Origin of the sequence: Burkholderia sp. WP9 (assembly GCF_900104795.1) — a bacterium.
Classification (GTDB): Bacteria; Pseudomonadota; Gammaproteobacteria; order Burkholderiales; family Burkholderiaceae; genus Paraburkholderia.
The window spans coordinates 4,599,791-4,617,827 of sequence record NZ_FNTG01000001.1 but is presented as its reverse complement, the minus strand read 5'-3'; the positions used below and the strand labels follow the sequence as shown (position 1 = coordinate 4,617,827).

The window sequence follows — 18,037 nt, the reverse complement described above, 5'->3', positions numbered from 1 at the left end:
CTCATGGAAATCGGACAATACCAACCGAATCTCGACGGCGACGGACTGCGTATCGGCATCGTCCAGGCGCGCTTTAACGAACCCGTTTGCAACGGCCTCGCGGACTCCTGCATCGAAGAACTCGAACGCCTCGGCGTGACGGGCGAAGACGTGCTGCTGGTCACCGTGCCGGGCGCGCTGGAAATCCCGCTGGCGTTGCAAAAGCTCGCCGAAAGCGCGCAATTCGACGCACTGATCGCGCTCGGCGCGGTGATTCGCGGCGAAACGTACCACTTCGAACTGGTGTCGAACGAAAGCGGCGCGGGCATCACGCGCATCGGCCTCGACTTTGGCATTCCGGTTGCGAACGCGGTGCTGACCACCGAGAACGACGAACAGGCGGTTGCACGCATGACCGAAAAGGGTCGCGACGCAGCGCGCGTGGCCGTCGAAATGGCGAATCTCGCCGTCGCGCTCGAACAACTCGGCGGCGATGACGAGGAAGAAGAAGACGAAGAGGAAGAGGCATGAAGAGCGCACGCCGACGCTCCCGCGAACTGGCCACGCAGGGGCTTTATCAGTGGCTGCTGTCGGGCTCGCCCGGCGGTGAAATCGACGCGCAACTGCGCGGCGCACAAGGCTTCGACAAGGCCGACCACGAGCATCTGGACGCCATCCTGCACGGCGTGATCCGCGATTCGGAAGCACTGTCCGCGGCCATCGCCCCGTGTCTCGACCGTCCGATCGAGCAGCTCTCGCCTGTGGAGCGCGCCGTGCTGCTGGTGGCCGCGTTCGAGCTGAAAAATCACCTCGATATCCCCTATCGCGTGGTGATCAACGAAGCGGTTGAACTCGCCAAGACTTTCGGTGGCGCGGACGGCTATAAGTACGTGAACGGCGTGCTGGACAAGCTGTCGGCGCAACTGCGCGTGGATGAAACGCAGGCGGCTCGCAAGCGTTGAGCGCAAGGCGCATGGCTTGCTGTTTGAGTCTTGCCGTGCGCCCTGCTGAACGCAGCGAAACAAAACCGCTTGCAAGGACGACGTATCGCGCGTGAATACACGCGCAATACGTAGTCCCGTTTTTTGCTCCTGAACTGGATTTGATCGTATGAACTCCGTGACCGAACCCTTGGTACGGCTTGCCGCACGCGTGGACGCCATCCAGCCTTTCTATGTGATGGAGCTGGCCAAGGAGGCCGCGCTTCTCGAGCGCGACGGACGCGACATCATTCACATGGGAATCGGCGAACCCGATTTCACGGCGCCCGAGCCGGTCATCGAGGCCGCAGCGAGCGCGCTGCGCCGCGGCGTCACGCAATACACCAACGCGCTTGGCCTGCACGCGCTGCGCGAAGCGATCTCGGCGCATTACGCCGACTTCTATGGCGTCAGCGTGGATCCGGCCCGCATCGTCGTCACTGCCGGCGCCTCGGCAGCGTTGCTATTGGCTTGCGCGGCGCTGGTCGATCGCGACGACGAAGTGCTGATGCCCGACCCGTGCTACCCCTGCAACCGTCATTTCGTGATCGCCGCCGAAGGCAAGCCGGTGATGGTGCCGAGTGGTCCCGCAGAGCGTTTCCAGCTAACCGCCGCCGACGTCGAGCGGCTCTGGAACGAGCACACCCGTGGAGTATTGCTCGCGTCGCCGTCGAATCCGACCGGCACGTCGATCGAACCGGCTGAACTGGAACGCATCGTCAAGGCCGTGCGGGCGCGTGGTGGCTTCACTATCGTCGATGAGATCTACCAGGGCCTGAGTTACGACGCCAAGCCCGTCTCGGCGCTCTCATTCGGCGACGACGTGGTGACCGTCAACAGCTTCTCGAAGTACTTCAACATGACGGGCTGGCGCCTGGGCTGGCTGGTGGTGCCGCCCGGCATGGTGAGCGCATTCGAAAAGCTCGCGCAAAATCTGTTCATCTGCGCCTCTGCGCTCGCCCAGCACGCGGCGCTCGCCTGCTTCGAGCCGGAAACGATCGCGATTTACGAAGCGCGGCGCCTGGAGTTCAAGCGTCGCCGCGACTTCATCGCGCCGGCGCTGCAATCGCTCGGCTTCTCGGTACCTGTCATGCCCGACGGCGCGTTCTACGTGTACGCCGATTGCCGCACGGTCGCGCATCCGGCAGCCGGCGACAGCGCGGCTCTCACGAAGGCCATGTTGCACGATGCCGGCGTGGTGCTGGTGCCGGGCATGGATTTCGGTACGCATGCGCCGAAGGACTACATCCGGCTTTCGTACGCCACCGCGTATCCGAAACTGGAAGAAGCGGTCGAGCGATTGGCGAAGCTTTTCGGAAAAGGCTGAGCGAAGCAACGCGCTTCTCAATCAGCAGACGAAAAAAAGGACACCAACCGGGTGTCCTTTTTTGTTGCGGCTACTGCGTCGAGCCGCCAGCGCTGCCAGAGTTACGCTGCCAAGCTTCGGGCCACCTTCAGGCGCCCAACTCCGAAGCCGACGCCACGTGCTTCGTGACGTTGGAGCTCGCATCATCCTGCTCGGAGGAAACCGGCGTCTTCACCGAAGTCGCCGCGCTCAACGGATGGCTACCCTCGAGCGTCACCTGCACGCGCTTGCCGTTGCTGGCAGCCGCGCCGCTGCTGGTCGACGCGGTCAGAACCGGCGCCTGCGGTGCGTTGATCGGCACCTTGCGGCCACGCGCCACGTCGCGCAGACGGCCACGCTCGGCCATCACCTTGGCGCCGTAGCCGCCGTCGTCCTGCGAGGTCGAGCCGACATACAGGCGCAAGCCGCCCGGCAGCGAGCCGCCGCGTGCGATGCAATCCTTCAGCACCAGTGCGCCGACCTTGATGTTCGCGACCGGCTCGAGGGCCGCGCTCTGGCCGCCGAAGTACTGGAATTTGTCCGAGTGCACCTTCGACATGACCTGCATCAGGCCTTGCGCGCCGACACCGCTCTCGGCGTACGGGTTGAAACCCGATTCGATCGCCATCACGGACAGCAGCAGCAGTGGATCGAGACCAACTTCGCGGCCGGTGTCGAACGCGGCTTTCACGAGCTCGCTGACGGGCTCCTGAGCGACGCGATAGCGCCGTGCCAGATACGATGCGACCAGATCCTGCTCGCGGGTCGAGACCAGCACACGATCGTCACGCGCGTCGGCGGACACGCGTTGCGACGGAATAAGCCGCGCCAGCGCGGTGACGCTTTGCATGGTGCGCGGGTCGAGGCCGTTCAGCGCCGCAACGCCCATACCGGTCGAGCCGGAGGCGTCGAACGCGCCGTCAAAACCGGTGTTGCTCGCAATAACGGCCGTGTTGCCGTTGCTAGCGTTGTTCGTGCCGCTGGCGGCATCGGAACCGTTCGAGCTGGCCGACAGCGAGTCGTCAGAGGGTGCGCCTGCGGGCGGTCCGAAAGCCGGCAGCGGGTTACCCTGCAGCAAACGGGCGGGGCCGGCTTGCACAGCGGCGGAGATGACCGGCATCAACTTGGCGGCGAGTGTGCCGCGCAGGGCCGGCATCAGCCACAGTGCGACTGTCAGCACGACGGCGATACCGCCCACGATGCTGAACAGGTGATGACTCATTCGCGTCCCGCGACGCAGCACACCACGCACAACTTGCGCAATACGCTCATCGGGACGCCACGATAACCAGGCGTTCATTCAGATCTCCCATGTTGCATGATCCGCGAACCCCGCCAGATGAAAAGGCGGTACAGCACATTCGCAGAGTCAAGACATCGCGTGCTCTGTCTGGTTAGGGCAGCAGCGACGTCGGGAAAACGGCAAATACCGTTTGTGGGGAGCCATCCTGAAACGGGTCCGCGGCATGTCAAAAAAGCATGCGGGCGGTGGCTCCCACGCGAAAAACCAGCGTCAGTTGGCGCTGGCGAGGACTTCAATAAGGCCGTCAGATACCGTGCAGGGGTTCGGTAAACGGTGACGCGTTGCGTCTGATGGGACCGGGGGCAGTGGTAAAAAGGTTCACGCCCTGCAACCAATGTGGACGGATTCTATGCAGGGTTTTATAGATCGTCAACACTATAGATAGGCAAAAGTATAACTAATTGTAATAAAGAACGGCGTTCAGCCGGTCCAGAACCATGCGGCATGCGCCTTTTGAGGCATCGCCAGTCCTCCGTCTCGCCTAGCCCGTTTAGCCGAGCTACGTGCGCCAGCCAACACAGGTAAAATCGACAATCGTTCTGGCGCCGCAAAGCCTGCCGCGCCCCTCCTTTTCGCCGCTTGCGCGGCAATGAACCGCACCAGATGAAATACAAAGACCTGCGCGATTTCGTCGGCCGTCTCGAGACGATCGGGGAACTGCGCCGCATCTCACAAAACGTCTCACCTGTGCTGGAGATGACCGAGTTGTGCGACCGTGTGCTGCGCGCCGGCGGTCCGGCTTTGCTCTTTGAGAGCAAGGCGCAGCATGGGTTCCCGGTACTTGGCAACCTGTTCGGCACACCCCGGCGGGTCGCGCTCGGCATGGGTGTCGACGCGCAAGCGGGCGAAGGTGACGGCGCCGCACTCGAGTCGTTGCGCGACGTGGGCCGGCTGCTCTCCGCGCTGAAGGAACCGGAGCCGCCGAAAGGCCTCAAGGACGCCGGCAAACTGTTCTCGCTTGCGAAGGCGGTGTGGGACATGGCGCCTAAGACCGTGAGCGCGCCGCCCTGCCAGGAAATCGTCTGGGAAGGTAACGATGTCGACCTCGCCAGGCTGCCAATTCAGACCTGCTGGCCGGGCGACGCCGGCCCCCTGATTACATGGGGCCTGACCGTCACAAAAGGTCCGAATAAGCCCCGACAAAATTTAGGCATATATCGCCAGCAACTGATCGGGCGCAACAAACTGATCATGCGATGGCTCGCGCATCGCGGCGGCGCGCTCGATTTCCGCGAGTTCGCACTACAGAATCCGGGCAAGCCTTATCCTGTGGCGGTCGTTCTGGGCGCCGATCCGGCAACCATCCTCGGGGCGGTCACGCCGGTGCCCGATACGCTTTCCGAATACCAGTTCGCCGGCCTGCTCCGTGGCGGCCGCACGGAACTCGCGAAGTGCATCACGCCGGGCGTCGACGGATTGCAGGTGCCCGCGCGCGCCGAAATCGTGCTGGAAGGCTTCATCTATCCGCAGGAAGGCACGCCCTCGCCCGCTCCGGCAGGCGCGCCGCCGCGTCCGGTCAAGGGCGCGTCGGCGGCCTACGAACATGCGCTCGAAGGCCCGTACGGCGACCACACCGGCTACTACAACGAGCAGGAGTGGTTCCCCGTCTTTACGGTCGAGCGCATCACCATGCGGCGCGATGCGATCTATCACTCCACCTACACCGGCAAACCGCCTGACGAGCCCGCTGTACTCGGCGTCGCGCTCAACGAAGTGTTCGTGCCGCTGTTGCAGAAGCAGTTCACCGAGATCACGGACTTCTATCTGCCGCCTGAAGGCTGCAGCTACCGCATGGCCATCGTGCAGATGAAGAAGAGCTATCCCGGTCACGCCAAACGCGTGATGTTCGGCGTATGGAGCTTCCTGCGGCAGTTCATGTATACGAAGTTCATTGTCGTGGTGGACGAGGACGTGAACATCCGCGACTGGAAGGAGGTGATCTGGGCGATCACCACGCGCATCGATCCGGCGCGCGACACCGTGCTGGTGGATCGCACACCGATCGACTATCTGGATTTCGCCTCGCCCGTCGCCGGGCTCGGATCGAAGATGGGTCTCGACGCGACCAACAAATGGCCGGGCGAAACCGATCGCGAATGGGGCCGCCCAATCGTGATGGACGAGGCCGTCAAACACCGCATCGATACCTTGTGGAACGAGTTGGGCCTCTAAGACAAGCCGTACAAAAAGACTGAAATAACAAAGCTAACGGAGCAGTTGCGCGGATGCATGCCTTTTCAATGATGTCGGATGGATTCTTTCTGTCGTTGTCGTTGTGCCTGGATATCGGTCTCGTGAACGTCGCCATGATTTCGCTGACGCTTTCGCATGGCTTCAAACCGGGCTTCTGGCTCGGCCTCGGCTCGTGCATCGGCGATCTGATTTATGCGGCGCTCGCGCTCGCGGGCATGGCGGCCCTGCTGCAGTTCGAATCGGTGCGCTGGGTGGTGTGGATCGGCGGCGCCGCGATTCTGCTCTTCCTGACCTGGAAGATGGCGCGTGAAGCCATGTACCCGGCCACGGCGCCGGCCGTGGCCGGCGAGGCGGACGCCAACGCGCCGCACCTGTCTGCATGGCGCGGCTTTTTGCGGGGCGTCTTGCTGGCGGTGTCGTCGCCTTCGGCGATTCTCTGGTTCGCTGCAGTGGGTGGCGCGCTGATCGCGAAAGCGGGCGCCACGAGCGTGACCACTGCGCCGGTGTTTCTGGGCGGATTCTTTCTCGGCGGTCTGTGCTGGACGATCTTTATCTGCGGGCTCGGCAGCCACGGACGCAAGCGCGCCGGCACCGGTTTGCTGCGCGCCTGTCACGTGCTGTCCGCGTTGCTGTTTGCTTACTTCTCGTACAGCGTGATCGTCAACGGGTATCGCGATCTGATCGTGCAAACCGCGCACGCGGCAAGCTGATGCAAAAACGGCTCGCATTGTGCGAGCCGTGTTCGATCAGATATCACGCACCACGTTCGGCAAGCGCAACGACACCCGCCGACGCGCGGTATCAGGCCAGATACTGCGCGAGCTTTTCCAGGTCCACGTTGCCGCCGCTCACCACCACGCCGACACGCTTGCCCTTCACCGGCACGATGCCATTGAGTACCGCGGCCGCGGCGAGGCAGCCCGTCGGTTCGACCACGATCTTCATGCGCTGCGCGAAAAAACGCATGGTCTCGATCAATTGCGCGTCGCTAACCGTTTCAATACGCGCGACCAGCTTCCGGATGATCGCGAACGTATAGTCGCCGAGATGCGTGGAAGCGGCGCCGTCGGCAATTGTGCGCGGCGTGTCGATATGCACGATCTCACCACGCGCGAGCGACTGCTGGCCGTCATTGCCCGCTTCCGGTTCAATGCCGATCACCGTGCAAGCCGGGCTCAATGCCGACGCGGACAACGCGCTGCCGCCGATCAGTCCGCCGCCGCCGAGGCACACGAACAGCATGTCGAGCGGGCCCGTTTCATCGATCAGTTCTTTCACGGCCGTGCCCTGCCCGGCGATCACATGCGGATGGTCGTACGGCGGAATCAGCGTCATGCCGCGTTCCTCGGCGAGCCGCCGGCCGATTTCTTCGCGGTTTTCCGTATAGCGGTCGTAGGTGATCACCTCTCCGCCGTAGCCTTTGGTCGCCGCGACTTTGGCCGCGGGCGCGTCGTGCGGCATGATGATCGTCGCGCGAATGCCGGCGAGGCGCGCGGACAATGCAATCGCCTGAGCATGGTTGCCCGACGAATACGTCAGCACGCCGGCTTTGCGTTGCTCCGCGTCGAAATGCGAGATCGCGTTATAAGCGCCGCGAAACTTGAAGGCACCCATGCGCTGAAAATTCTCGCACTTGAAAAACACCGACGCACCCGTTCGTTCGTTGAACGTGCTCGAGGTCAGAACGGGGGTGCGGTGGGCGACGCCTTCGAGACGCGCTGCGGCGTCGAGTACGTCGTCGAAAGTGGGAGCGGGAAGCGCTTGCATCGGCGAAACTCTCCAGGAGCGGTGGCGAAACAGCCATTCTCCCAGCTTCGACCGAGGTTTGGAACGTTGGCAGCGAAGCGAAAATACAAACGGCGTAACCCGGTCTTCAAGCCGGCGTCACGCCGTCGATACAGCCACCGCCCTGCTTTCCGCAATTAGCGGCGATAGTAACCGTGGCCGTAGTAACCGCGATAATAGCCGTGGTGATAATAAGGACGGCCGTAGCCATATCCACCCACCACCACTGCGGGCGGCGGCGCGTAATAAACCGGCGGCGGCGCATAAACCGGCTGCGGTGCGTAATACACGGGCGGCGGCGCAGCATAAACCGGATAGGCGGGCGCAATTGGAACCCCAATGCCGATCCCGACAGAAACGTGCGCCTCAGCGGCACCGGCAAGTCCCAAGCCGAGTGCTGCGGCAACGACAAACGGAACGATCTTTTTCACTTTATTCTCCTGGCGCGGCCTACCGAGGTCGCCGACTTCGCATGCCCTGCATGCCATGAAATCAATGTATCGAAAAAGATCAGGCCTATCTGTTCGCATTTGTTGCAAATTGCAATCGGCCAGAAGGGTTCGTAATTTCCGCTGAGGCAATGCGCCGCGCACGAGCTTCGCAAAGCGCTGAAAACTCAGGGATTCACCGGCTCGAGCGCAGGGCAATCTGGCGCGATCCTGGCTTGCCGCCAAGCGGCATTCGCGTTCCAGTAATCTTTGATTACAAATTAGATTCAATCCTGACGGCATCGATTGATGCCTCAAAATGAAAAATGCCCGGCCAACGGACCGGGCATTCGTTACTGGCGAAGGGCGCTATGTCAGCCGACCTTCACGTAGGCAAATTCGCGGGACACGCTCGGCGGGACGTAGGCACCGCTGATCCGCACGCGCGGCGTCAGGCGCTTTTTCTGGTCCCACCAGCGGCGGCGCTGTGCGTGCGTCAGGAACCGCAAGTGCTTTCGGTAAGAAAAAATATTCATCGTGAACCTCCCGAATCTGACTGCGAGACGAAATACCCAGAACAGCAACTGCCAAACCGGCTAACCAGACTAATGCAGCAATTGTGAGCAGCTTTCTAGCCTGCGGGGTGCATTGCGACGGATGACCGGCCAAACGCGCCATATCGCGCTCGCACCGATCGGAGCAAAGTCGCCGCCAAAGCGAGCCGCAGGCGTAATGGATGCGCGATACTTCAGCTTTCCCGGTTAAATATTCCGTCTGGAGCAGGCAACCATGACCCAGTCCTCTTTGCCGCGCCTCGGTTTCATCGGCGCGGGCCGACTCGCGCGTTGTCTTGCGCTGAGCTTTTCACGGGCCGGTTACCCGGTCGCAGCGGTAGCCAGCCGCTCGGCGGCCTCGGCCGGCAGGCTTGCCAGTCAAATCGAGCATTGCACGGCATTCGAGAACCCTCAACAGGTGGTCGACGCCGCCGACATCATCTTTTTAGCCGTTCCCGACGACAGCATCGGTACGTCAGCGCACACACTCCGGTTCAGTCCGGACGGCGCGGCTGGCCCGCACGGCAAGGCGCTCGTTCATTGCAGCGGCGCTTCGTCCATCGAATTGCTTGCCCCGGCGCGGGACCAGGGCGCCGCAATCGGCGGCTTTCATCCACTGTACCTGTTTAGCGGCGACCTCGCCGATCTCGAGCGCATCGCAGGCTGTTCGGTGACGATCGAGGCCGATAGCGCGCTCAAGGACGAGCTGACGGCGCTGGCCGTCGCGCTGCGCTGCCATCCGCTGTCGATTCCGGCGGGCGGCCGCATGCTCTATCACGCGGCGGCCCACTACGCCGCCAGCTTCGCGCTGTGCAGCCTCGCGGAATGCGTCGCGCTGTGGCGCACGCTGGGCTTTGCCGAAGGCGACGCGCTGCGCGCTTTGCTGCCGATGCTCTCCGGCACCATCGAAACCGCGCGCGACAAGGGTCTGCCCAATGCGCTCGCCGGCCCCGTGTCGCGGGGAGACACGGGCGTCGTGCAGAAGCAGTTGGCGTTGCTGGAAGGCCTCGGGGGCGACCACGCGGCACTCTACGGATTGCTCACGCGGCGCGCGGTGGGGCTGGCGGAACGCCGCGTCACGCCGCCCATCACGATCGAGGCGATCTCCGAGGCCGTGGAAGAATCGCTCAACCGGTCGCTGAATCAGGCCGCAGCAGGTGCAAGCGTCAAGTAAGCCGTGATAATGTGACGTCCGGCGCCGCGCGCAATCCGCCAGCGCCGCGCATCGGGACCAACAGACGAGAACGCACAATGATCAAGGTCAGCATCCTCTATCCGTACCGGGAAAACGGCCATTTCGACGTGGACTATTACTGCGTCACACATATGCCGCTAGCGGCCAGGCTGTTCGGACCGTCCCTGAAGGGCTGGTCGGTCGATGTCGGCATCAACGCCGGGCCGCCCGGAACGCCGCCGCCGTACGTCGCCGCGGGTCATTTCCTGTTCGACAGCGCGGACGACTTCTACACAGTCTTCAAGCCGGCTTCCGAACAACTATTGGCCGATATTCCCAACTACACCGACGGCGGCAACGGCGCGATTCTGATCAGCGAGATCAGAATTTCCGTGTGATGCCCCGCGGAAGCGGAACGAATGGCGGCCTTTAATACTGACAGGCGTCGTCGAACGTGAAGCCGCAGCCGCGCATGGCTGCTCGAGACAACGTATCACGCGCTCCATAGCGGCAAGAGCGCGGGCAATCCAAATGAAACCGCCGGCGCGCCGCTCGGAAAGCGCCGGTATCCTGCGGCCGATCGGCGGCCGTTATACGAAGGAAAAGGACACGAGATGTTTGGCGATATCGCCCGTTTTCTGCTCAATACCGTCTTCACGCTGTTCGGCGCGGCGCTGTTGCTGCGCGCATGGCTGCAGGTCGTGCGCATGCCGCCCTACAACCCTGTTACGAACGCCGTGCTGCAAGCCACAAACTGGATTGTGCTGCCGTTGCGGCATATTCTGCCGAGCACGCGCAAGATCGACTGGGCGAGCCTTGTCGCGGCGCTGCTCGCAGCCATCGTATATGTGGTGCTGATGGTGGTCCTGACCGGCGCCGATCCGCTCACGCTTTTGCCGACACTGCTGATCGTGGCGGTGCTGACGCTGATCAAGTGGGCGCTGAATCTGATCATCTGGATGACGATCCTGATGGCGCTGCTGTCGTGGCTCAATCCGCGCTCGCCCGCCATGCCGATTCTGTACCAGTTGACGGCGCCGTTTCTGAATCCGTTGCGCCGCGTGGTGCCGCAGCTCGGCGGCATCGACCTCTCGCCGATCCTGCTGTTCGTGATCGTGCAGGTACTGCTGATGGTGGTCACGCGCGCGGCCGTTCAACTGACTTACTTCGTGATCTGATCCGCCCGTCGCAAGCCGCAATCAGCCGCCGCCAGCCTGGAAAGGTGGCGGCGGCTTTGCGTTCTGCGTCGCTTAGGCGCCCTATCAAGCAGACTCTCTGGAGCAAGGCTGCCGGCAGGTTGGCAAAGATTCATCACGCGGTCAGCGCCGAACACGGTACTCACCTCACAAGTGTTTCCTTGGCGAACACACTCTTCGGCAGCGCATCGATCTCCGGTTTGCCAAACCGCGCGAATCCCGCGTAGAATGGCGTGCTCTGCGGGCGTCGTATAATGGTAATACCCTAGCTTCCCAAGCTAGAGCCGTGGGTTCGATTCCCATCGCCCGCTCCAGATACCTTCCATTCGCCCTGTGAACAATCGGGCAACTCCGCAAAAGTATCTGCCTTTATCGCTCCTCCGGCCCGGCCCGCCTAACAAGGCTTCTTCATCATCCCACTCAACATTTGATTCGCTTGCCATAGCGGGTGAGCAGACGCGGAATCGAAATGGCGGCGGCGATCGAAATGGCATTCGCCCGGATAATCGTCCTGCGAAAATACCTTACACAATTATTAAATTGATTGGACCGGGCTCTTCATTATTAAAACGTACTGTTTTAGCCGCTTTCCCTAACCCGCCGCCACGCGCTTCGTCTGGACGCACCCTTTTCGGGTGTGCTACCTTACGCGCACTTGCAACGCCCGCTCCACTTTCCTGCTGATGCGTTCAGTGGAAATCCAGCACGAGCCGCCTCCATGAAGGCGGCTTTTTTGTCGTGGCGGCGGCCCCGCGCTGCGCTTCCTAGGCGCTGCGTGTGCCGGTCGCGCGTGCGACTCGCGCCTAGCCACGCGAGCGCGTACAAGTGCCGCGCGGCACGCCAGGCAAGCCGCATAGCCCTCACCCTTGTAGCAGTATCGAAGATGATCCACGATCCAAACGACGCCGGCCCGCCGGACGAACTCCCGACGCCCTCCACCGAAGCCGAAGACGCACTCGCCGGCGAAGCCGCGCCGCAAGAAGAAGCCTTGCATCGGCGCCGCATCCGCAGCTTTGTCACGCGCGCCGGCCGCGTCTCGACCGGCCAGCGCCGCGCGATGGACGAACTCGGCCCGCGCTTCGTGGTGCCCTTCGCGCCGCAGCAGCCGGACTGGAACGCCGTGTTCGGCCGTGAGGCGCCGCGCGTGCTCGAAATCGGCTTCGGCATGGGCGCGACCACGGCGGAAATCGCCTCGCACCGTCCCGACGATGATTTCCTCGGCGTCGAAGTGCACGAGCCGGGCGTGGGCGCGCTGCTGAAGCTGATGGGCGAGCAGAACGTGTCGAACATCCGCATCATTCAGCATGACGCGGTCGAAGTGCTCGAGCAGATGATCGCGCCCGACAGCCTCGATGGCGTGCACATCTTCTTCCCCGACCCGTGGCACAAGGCGCGCCATCACAAGCGCCGGCTGATCCAGCCGAAATTTGTCGCGCTGCTCGTATCGCGCCTGAAGCCGGGCGCCTATCTGCATTGCGCGACCGACTGGCAGAACTACGCGGAACAGATGCTCGAAGTGCTGGGTGCCGAGCCGGCGCTGGAGAACACCGCCGACGGCTATGCGCCGCGTCCCGAATACCGCCCGGTGACGAAATTCGAGCGGCGTGGGCTGCGGCTCGGCCACGGCGTGTGGGATCTGGTCTACCGCAAACGCGGCGCCGAGTAAGACTGACGATTCGCCTCACCCGGCGACAAGGAAGGGTCCGCAAAGGCAAAGGTCCGCGAACGCGGACCTTTTTTCATGGCGTAAGCAAAACGGGGCGGCTTACTCCGTCCAACTCAACGCGCCGCTATAGCCGACCAGCAGAATCAGCAATCCGAAGGCGATCCGATACCACGCGAACGCGGTGAAATCGTGCGCCGCGATATAGCGCAACAGCCAGCGCACGCAGGCAAAAGCACTGACGAACGCGGCCAGGAAGCCGAGCGTGAAGGTGCCGAGTGCGTCGACGGAAAGCAGATGCCAGTCTTTGTGCAACTCGTAAGCGGTCGCGCCGAAAATGATCGGAATCGCAAGGAAGAACGAAAACTCGGTGGCGACGCGCCGGTCAAGACCGAACAGCATCCCGCCGATGATCGTCGAGCCCGAGCGCGACATGCCTGGAATCAGCGCAAAACACTGCGCGAGGCCGACTTTCAGCGCGTCCACCGCGCTAAGGTCGTCCACGCTTTGCACGCGCGCCGCCGTCTCGCCACGGGTGCGCTGACGCGCTTCCGCCCACAGAATCACCACGCCACCCGCCACCAGCGCGAACGCGACCGGCACGGGCGAGAACAACGCGGCCTTGATGGTCTTTTCGAATAGCAAGCCAAGCACGATCGCCGGAATCGTGGCGATGATCACGTTCAGCGTGAAACGGCGCGCATCGGGCCGGCTCGGCAGGCCCGACACCACACTGCCGATGCGGCGGCGAAACTCCCAGCACACGGCGAGAATCGCGCCGAGCTGGATCACGACATCGAAGGTTTTCGCGTGCTCATCGGTGAAGTTCAGCAGACTGCCCGCGACGATCAAATGCCCGGTGCTCGACACGGGCAAAAATTCCGTCAACCCTTCGACGACGCCCAGAATCAGCGCCTTACAAGCCAATAGCCAGTCCATCCCTGCCCCTTTATCGCTGTATATAGTCGGAACGAACAGGGCCGACACGGAATGGCGCGGCCCTGCCGGCCGCGCACCGCGTCATTTTTCGACGATTTGTACGCGTATGCCGTTTGTAAGGATGGTAATTGTACCGGGTTCGTAATTCACACCGGCAAATTGCAGCTGTTCAGGCTTGAAGGTGTAGATCGGATAGTTGGCCAGCAACTGCGTGGCGAGCAGCCCCGCCGCGGCATTGATCTGCTGCGTATAGGCCTGCGCCTGCCCGCTCACGCTGACGTTGTCGACGTTCGGCGACCTGAGCACGACCGATTTGCTGGCGGCGTCGTAGGCCAGTTCGCTCGACAGCATGAACACGCCATCCACCGGCTGCGGCATGAAGGGACTGGCGAAGCGTGCGTCGAGCTTCACCGAGACGCGGTTTGCATCCGGCAGAAAACCGACCACGGGGTTGGCCAGCGCGACTTCGAACACCTGCGAGACGGTGCGTTGATACGGGAATTTGCGCTGCACCGCGTCCTGCACCTGCTGCTGCGAGAACGTGTAGTGCGAAGGGATGAACGGAAAAGTCGGCGTTGCGCAGGCCGCAAGCGAAACGGTGATGCCGAGCGCGCTGGAGCCTGTCAGCGCGGCAAGCAGGAAGCGGCGCCGGGCCGGCGCAGCGGGTCGAGTCATGCGAAATCTCCTGTGGAAACCCTTTCGGACATGCGATTGCGTGGTTCGTTTTCGGCGTGCGGCGCTTCGCTCATGCGTGCGCTCGCGCGCGTTTATCAGCGGGCCGACGGTTGAACGTACGGTTGAGTCTGAGCTTCGAGTTGCGTGAGCCACGCGAGTGCGTCGCCGCGACTCGTGCCGCACATTTCCGTCTGCGGTTGCAAACCGGAACAGCACGCCGGCCGCTCCGGCCGGCCGAAGATCGCGCAGCGCAGGTCGTCGCCGAGTTGTACGCAGCGCACGCCGGCCGGCTTACCGTTCGGCATGCCCGGAATGGGACTCGAAATCGACGGCGCAATACAGCACGCGCCGCAATCGGGGCGGCACGCATGATCGGCCACATGGAACGCGGACTCGCCTTTCACCGCGTTTTTCGAGATTTCACACACTTCATTCACCGCGTTCTTCCTGAACCCGACAACGGGCAATGCATTATCAGACCCGCATTGTGCCACTGCATTCCATGCGACCTTTTTACGCAATCGCGCGCGTGCGCGCTCACGTACACTCGGGGGCATCCTAAAGGCCATGTTCAAGAAGCGTCCGCGCTGTTCGATCCGGTCTCGCGAATCACAGCGGTTTCGCCTCTTCCTCGATGGCCGTCTGCCCTCGAGCCCCTCATGTCCACCGACAACACGCTGTTCCGCCCCGACCTGCTCGCCAAATACAGCGCGAACGGCCCACGGTATACGTCCTATCCGACCGCCCTGCAGTTCCGCGACGATTTCGATCCGGCCGACTATTTGCGCGCCGCTGCGGACCCGGGCGCATCGTCGACGGATCTCTCGCTGTATTTCCACATTCCGTTCTGCGACACCGTGTGTTTCTACTGCGGCTGCAATAAGGTCGCCACAAAAAACCGCGCCCACGCCCGTCCGTACCTCGATCAGTTGAAGCGCGAGATAGCCTTGCAGGCGGCCTGTTTCGACACGCGGCGTCCGGTATCGCAACTACATTGGGGCGGCGGCACGCCGACGTTTCTGTCGCACGATGAGACGGCCGAACTGATGGCCGCCACGCGTGAGCATTTCACACTGCTGCCCGACGCCGAAGCCGAGTATTCGATCGAAGTCGATCCGCGCGAAGCGTCGCCCGAGACGATCGCGCATTTGCGCAAGCTCGGCTTCAACCGGCTGAGCCTCGGCGTGCAGGATTTCGATCCGGTCGTGCAGCAGGCCATCAACCGTATTCAACCGCTCGAGATGACCGCGTCGGTCATGCAGGCCGCGCGCGACACCGGCTTTCACTCGATCGGCGTCGATCTGATTTATGGGTTGCCGCATCAAACGGTCGAGAGCTTCAGCCGCACGCTCGACACGATGATCGAACTCGCGCCCGATCGCCTCTCGGTATTCGCCTATGCCCACATGCCGCAACTCTTCAAGATGCAACGGCAGATGGACCCCGCCACACTGCCCTCGCCTGATGCCCGGCTCGCGATCCTGCAGCGCGTGGTCGAACGTCTGACGGGCGCGGGCTATGTGTACATCGGTATGGATCACTTCGCGCTGCCCACCGACGAACTCGCGCGCGCCCAGGCGCAGCGAACCTTGCATCGCAACTTCCAGGGCTACAGCACGCGAGCCGACTGCGATCTGATCGGCTTCGGCGCATCGTCGATCGGCAAGGTCGGCGACGTCTACGCGCAAAACGCCAAAGACCTGCCTGGCTATGCGGCGGCGGTCGATTCAGGCAAGCTCGCCATCGCGCGCGGTGTGCGCCTGACCGCCGACGACCGTCTGCGCCGCGACGTGATCACCCAACTGATGTGCAACCTGGAGTTGCGCTTCGATGAATTCGAAGCGGCATATGGGATCCGCTTCGCCAACGCGTTCGAGCCGGAGCTGGAGCGTTTGCGCGGCTTCGAAGAGGACGGCCTGGTGTCGCTCGGCGCGCGTAAGCTCGAAGTGCGGATGGCCGGCCGCATGCTCGTACGCAACATCGCGATGGTGTTCGACCGTTACCTCGGCCAACAGGCACTCGAACGGTTTTCGCGTACGGTGTGAACGCTTTGACGCGGATGAAAGCAACTGGCTTGCCCGTCGTCCAATTTTCGGCCATAATCTGCCTCTTCGCCGCGCGCCAGATTCTGACGCGTGCGCTGCAAGACCTGCCCAGGTGGTGAAATTGGTAGACGCAGGGGACTCAAAATCCCCCGCCGCAAGGCGTGCCGGTTCGATTCCGGCCCTGGGCACCAAAGAATTCGAAACCGCAGCGAAAGACCGCAGTTTCAGCATCGCCTCGAACCCCGCCAGCACATGCTGCCCGCGGGGTTTGTCGTTTCTGGCCGGCATGAAAACCTTGGCTCGCCTCGACAAAGACCTCGAAGAATTTCAGTGGCGTGAGCGCGACCAACGCCTCTCACGCCATTCGCCCACTTTATCGCCCCACGATTCCCGCGCCGCCGTGTACCGCGGCGCGCCGGCGCTTGAACACATACCCGGCCCACATCACCATGAGCCACGCCGGCACCAGCCACACGGAGACGGAAAGACCCGGCGTCATCGCGAGAATTACGAGGATCAACGCCATGAACGCGAGGCAGATCCAGTTGCTGACCGGGAACCAGAACGACTTGAACACGAGCGTCTCGCCGGCCGCGACCATCGCCTTACGCGATTTGAGATGCGTCAGGCTGATCAGCGCCCAGTTGAGCACCAGCGCCGCCACCACCAGCGCCATCAGCAAACCGAGCGCTTCGGCGGGAATCAGATAGTTGACGATCACGCACGTGAACGTGGCGAGCGCCGACAAACCGATCGCCATATACGGCACGCCGCGCCGGTCGACCTTCATCAGCGCGCGCGGCGCATTGCCCTGCTCCGCGAGACCATAGAGCATGCGGCTATTCGCATAGACGCCGCTGTTGTACACCGACAGCGCCGCAGTCAACACCACCACGTTGAGGACGTTCGCGGTCAGCGTCGAACCGATCTGCGAGAAGATCATCACGAACGGACTGCCACCGGCCGCCACCTCGTTCCACGGGTACAACGACAGCAGCACCGTCAGCGAACAGATGTAGAAAATCAGAATCCGGTAGATCACCTGATTCACGGCCTTCGGAATGCTCTTCTGCGGCTCGTCGGCTTCCGCCGCCGTAATGCCGATCAACTCCAACCCGCCGAATGAGAACATGATGACCGCGAGCATCATGAAGAGGCCATGAAACCCATGCGGGAAAAAGCCACCGTGGCTCCAGAGGTTGGCGATCGACGCTTGCGGGCCGCCGTGTCCGCTGATCAGCAGATAGCCGCCGAACACGATCATGCCGATCACCGCCACGACCTTGATGATCGCGAACCAGAACTCGGTTTCCCCGTAGGCTTTGACGTTGGTGAGATTGATCGCGTTGATGCCGGCGAAGCAGACCAGCGCCGACACCCAGGTCGGCACGCCCGGCCACCAGTAGTGAACGTAAGTGCCGACGGCGGTCAGCTCGGCCATGCTCACGAGCACATACAGCACCCAGTAATTCCAGCCGGACAGAAAGCCCGGAAAATCGCCCCAATACTTGTAGGCAAAGTGGCTGAACGAACCGGCCACGGGTTCCTGCGCCACCATTTCGCCCAACTGCCGCATGATCATGAAAGCGATGATGCCGCCGATCGCGTAGCCGAGAATCATCGACGGGCCGGCAGCCTGCAACACGCTGGCGGAGCCGAGAAACAAGCCGGTGCCGATCGCGCCGCCCAGCGCGATCAGCTGGATGTGGCGATTCTTGAGCCCCCGCTTCAGGCCGTCTTGCTGCTGTGCACTATTCAAATTGCGCCCCAGTGTATGG

18 protein-coding genes and 2 tRNA genes are annotated in these 18,037 nt (G+C 62.6%); 12 read left to right on the top strand and 8 right to left on the bottom strand.

Annotated elements, in window-relative coordinates:
- Positions 1–3 precede the first annotated feature (3 nt).
- The 3 genes from ribH to BLW71_RS20610 all read left to right on the top strand — a co-directional run bounded on the left by ribH (position 4) and on the right by BLW71_RS20610 (position 2,286).
- Positions 4–510, top strand: coding sequence for a 6,7-dimethyl-8-ribityllumazine synthase (ribH, locus tag BLW71_RS20620; RefSeq protein WP_091799812.1), 507 nt, complete (start codon positions 4–6; stop codon positions 508–510).
- Positions 507–941: a transcription antitermination factor NusB gene (gene nusB / locus BLW71_RS20615; RefSeq protein ID WP_091799810.1), complete on the top strand. Its 435-nt coding sequence runs from the start codon at positions 507–509 to the stop codon at positions 939–941. Before ribH ends, nusB begins: the two co-directional genes overlap by 4 nt.
- Before the next feature lie 148 nt (positions 942–1,089).
- A complete protein-coding gene (locus tag BLW71_RS20610) occupies positions 1,090–2,286 on the top strand; it encodes a pyridoxal phosphate-dependent aminotransferase (protein ID WP_091799808.1) in 1,197 nt (398 codons plus the stop codon).
- Between the two features lie 127 nt (positions 2,287–2,413).
- Here BLW71_RS20610 and BLW71_RS20605 read toward each other — a convergent pair whose 3' ends face one another.
- On the bottom strand, positions 2,414–3,604 hold the full coding sequence (locus BLW71_RS20605; RefSeq protein ID WP_091799806.1) for a lytic transglycosylase domain-containing protein: 1,191 nt from the start codon (positions 3,602–3,604) through the stop codon (positions 2,414–2,416).
- Between the two features lie 606 nt (positions 3,605–4,210).
- Between BLW71_RS20605 and BLW71_RS20600 the strand changes: the two genes are divergently transcribed.
- Together BLW71_RS20600 and BLW71_RS20595 are read left to right on the top strand one after the other, a co-directional pair.
- Positions 4,211–5,779 carry a UbiD family decarboxylase gene (locus tag BLW71_RS20600; RefSeq protein WP_091799804.1) on the top strand — a complete coding sequence of 523 codons (1,569 nt, stop codon included), beginning with the start codon at positions 4,211–4,213 and terminating at the stop codon, positions 5,777–5,779.
- Positions 5,780–5,832: 53 nt separating this feature from the next.
- Entirely contained in the window at positions 5,833–6,510 is a 678-nt protein-coding gene (locus tag BLW71_RS20595; RefSeq protein WP_091799802.1) for a LysE family translocator, read from the top strand.
- A 91-nt stretch (positions 6,511–6,601) separates the two neighbouring features.
- Here BLW71_RS20595 and BLW71_RS20590 read toward each other — a convergent pair whose 3' ends face one another.
- From BLW71_RS20590 to BLW71_RS41725, 3 genes are all read right to left on the bottom strand, one after another.
- Positions 6,602–7,567, bottom strand: coding sequence for a threo-3-hydroxy-L-aspartate ammonia-lyase (locus BLW71_RS20590; protein WP_091799800.1), 966 nt, complete (start codon positions 7,565–7,567; stop codon positions 6,602–6,604).
- Between the two features lie 155 nt (positions 7,568–7,722).
- Positions 7,723–8,016 (bottom strand): hypothetical protein, encoded by a 294-nt coding sequence (locus tag BLW71_RS20585; protein ID WP_091799798.1) that lies wholly within the window; start codon positions 8,014–8,016, stop codon positions 7,723–7,725.
- 371 nt (positions 8,017–8,387) lie between these two features.
- The gene (locus tag BLW71_RS41725) at positions 8,388–8,549 is read right to left on the bottom strand and encodes a hypothetical protein (protein WP_007180743.1); all 162 of its coding nucleotides are present in this window, start codon (positions 8,547–8,549) and stop codon (positions 8,388–8,390) included.
- Between the two features lie 253 nt (positions 8,550–8,802).
- Between BLW71_RS41725 and BLW71_RS20580 the strand changes: the two genes are divergently transcribed.
- From BLW71_RS20580 to trmB, 5 genes are all read left to right on the top strand, one after another.
- The gene (locus tag BLW71_RS20580) at positions 8,803–9,741 is read left to right on the top strand and encodes a Rossmann-like and DUF2520 domain-containing protein (protein ID WP_091799796.1); all 939 of its coding nucleotides are present in this window, start codon (positions 8,803–8,805) and stop codon (positions 9,739–9,741) included.
- Between the two features lie 77 nt (positions 9,742–9,818).
- Positions 9,819–10,139, top strand: coding sequence for an EthD family reductase (locus BLW71_RS20575; protein ID WP_091799793.1), 321 nt, complete (start codon positions 9,819–9,821; stop codon positions 10,137–10,139).
- 216 nt (positions 10,140–10,355) lie between these two features.
- Positions 10,356–10,919 (top strand): YggT family protein, encoded by a 564-nt coding sequence (locus BLW71_RS20570; protein WP_091799790.1) that lies wholly within the window; start codon positions 10,356–10,358, stop codon positions 10,917–10,919.
- Positions 10,920–11,177: 258 nt separating this feature from the next.
- A tRNA-Gly gene (locus tag BLW71_RS20565) sits at positions 11,178–11,251 on the top strand.
- A 569-nt stretch (positions 11,252–11,820) separates the two neighbouring features.
- Positions 11,821–12,603 (top strand): tRNA (guanosine(46)-N7)-methyltransferase TrmB, encoded by a 783-nt coding sequence (gene trmB / locus BLW71_RS20560; protein WP_091799787.1) that lies wholly within the window; start codon positions 11,821–11,823, stop codon positions 12,601–12,603.
- A gap of 99 nt (positions 12,604–12,702) precedes the next feature.
- Here the strand turns inward: trmB and BLW71_RS20555 are convergent, their stop codons facing one another.
- The 3 genes from BLW71_RS20555 to BLW71_RS20545 all read right to left on the bottom strand — a co-directional run bounded on the left by BLW71_RS20555 (position 12,703) and on the right by BLW71_RS20545 (position 14,651).
- Positions 12,703–13,539: an undecaprenyl-diphosphate phosphatase gene (locus BLW71_RS20555; RefSeq protein WP_091799784.1), complete on the bottom strand. Its 837-nt coding sequence runs from the start codon at positions 13,537–13,539 to the stop codon at positions 12,703–12,705.
- Between the two features lie 81 nt (positions 13,540–13,620).
- Positions 13,621–14,214, bottom strand: coding sequence for a DUF1439 domain-containing protein (locus tag BLW71_RS20550; protein WP_091799781.1), 594 nt, complete (start codon positions 14,212–14,214; stop codon positions 13,621–13,623).
- A 95-nt stretch (positions 14,215–14,309) separates the two neighbouring features.
- The gene (locus tag BLW71_RS20545; RefSeq protein WP_502686822.1) at positions 14,310–14,651 is read right to left on the bottom strand and encodes a YkgJ family cysteine cluster protein; all 342 of its coding nucleotides are present in this window, start codon (positions 14,649–14,651) and stop codon (positions 14,310–14,312) included.
- A 222-nt stretch (positions 14,652–14,873) separates the two neighbouring features.
- Between BLW71_RS20545 and hemN the strand changes: the two genes are divergently transcribed.
- Positions 14,874–16,259 (top strand): oxygen-independent coproporphyrinogen III oxidase, encoded by a 1,386-nt coding sequence (hemN, locus tag BLW71_RS20540; protein WP_091799778.1) that lies wholly within the window; start codon positions 14,874–14,876, stop codon positions 16,257–16,259.
- A gap of 106 nt (positions 16,260–16,365) precedes the next feature.
- A tRNA-Leu gene (locus BLW71_RS20535) sits at positions 16,366–16,450 on the top strand.
- Between the two features lie 182 nt (positions 16,451–16,632).
- On the opposite strand, the gene BLW71_RS20530 is transcribed toward BLW71_RS20535, so the two are convergent.
- Positions 16,633–18,018, bottom strand: a complete 1,386-nt coding sequence (locus tag BLW71_RS20530; protein WP_091801060.1) for an amino acid permease — start codon at positions 18,016–18,018, stop codon at positions 16,633–16,635.
- Between the last annotated feature and the right edge of the window lie 19 nt (positions 18,019–18,037).

Bases quoted from the DNA above. Each gene is read 5' to 3' on its own strand.
- BLW71_RS41725 (WP_007180743.1), bottom strand. From the start codon at position 8,549: ATGAATATTTTTTCTTACCGAAAGCACTTGCGGTTCCTGACGCACGCA.
- BLW71_RS20595 (WP_091799802.1), top strand. From the start codon at position 5,833: ATGCATGCCTTTTCAATGATGTCGGATGGATTCTTTCTGTCGTTGTCG.
- BLW71_RS20590 (WP_091799800.1), bottom strand. From the start codon at position 7,567: ATGCAAGCGCTTCCCGCTCCCACTTTCGACGACGTACTCGACGCCGCA.
- ribH (WP_091799812.1), top strand. From the start codon at position 4: ATGGAAATCGGACAATACCAACCGAATCTCGACGGCGACGGACTGCGT.
- BLW71_RS20555 (WP_091799784.1), bottom strand. From the start codon at position 13,539: ATGGACTGGCTATTGGCTTGTAAGGCGCTGATTCTGGGCGTCGTCGAA.
- nusB (WP_091799810.1), top strand. From the start codon at position 507: ATGAAGAGCGCACGCCGACGCTCCCGCGAACTGGCCACGCAGGGGCTT.
- BLW71_RS20605 (WP_091799806.1), bottom strand. From the start codon at position 3,604: ATGAACGCCTGGTTATCGTGGCGTCCCGATGAGCGTATTGCGCAAGTT.
- BLW71_RS20600 (WP_091799804.1), top strand. From the start codon at position 4,211: ATGAAATACAAAGACCTGCGCGATTTCGTCGGCCGTCTCGAGACGATC.
- BLW71_RS20575 (WP_091799793.1), top strand. From the start codon at position 9,819: ATGATCAAGGTCAGCATCCTCTATCCGTACCGGGAAAACGGCCATTTC.
- BLW71_RS20610 (WP_091799808.1), top strand. From the start codon at position 1,090: ATGAACTCCGTGACCGAACCCTTGGTACGGCTTGCCGCACGCGTGGAC.
- hemN (WP_091799778.1), top strand. From the start codon at position 14,874: ATGTCCACCGACAACACGCTGTTCCGCCCCGACCTGCTCGCCAAATAC.
- BLW71_RS20570 (WP_091799790.1), top strand. From the start codon at position 10,356: ATGTTTGGCGATATCGCCCGTTTTCTGCTCAATACCGTCTTCACGCTG.
- trmB (WP_091799787.1), top strand. From the start codon at position 11,821: ATGATCCACGATCCAAACGACGCCGGCCCGCCGGACGAACTCCCGACG.
- BLW71_RS20550 (WP_091799781.1), bottom strand. From the start codon at position 14,214: ATGACTCGACCCGCTGCGCCGGCCCGGCGCCGCTTCCTGCTTGCCGCG.
- BLW71_RS20580 (WP_091799796.1), top strand. From the start codon at position 8,803: ATGACCCAGTCCTCTTTGCCGCGCCTCGGTTTCATCGGCGCGGGCCGA.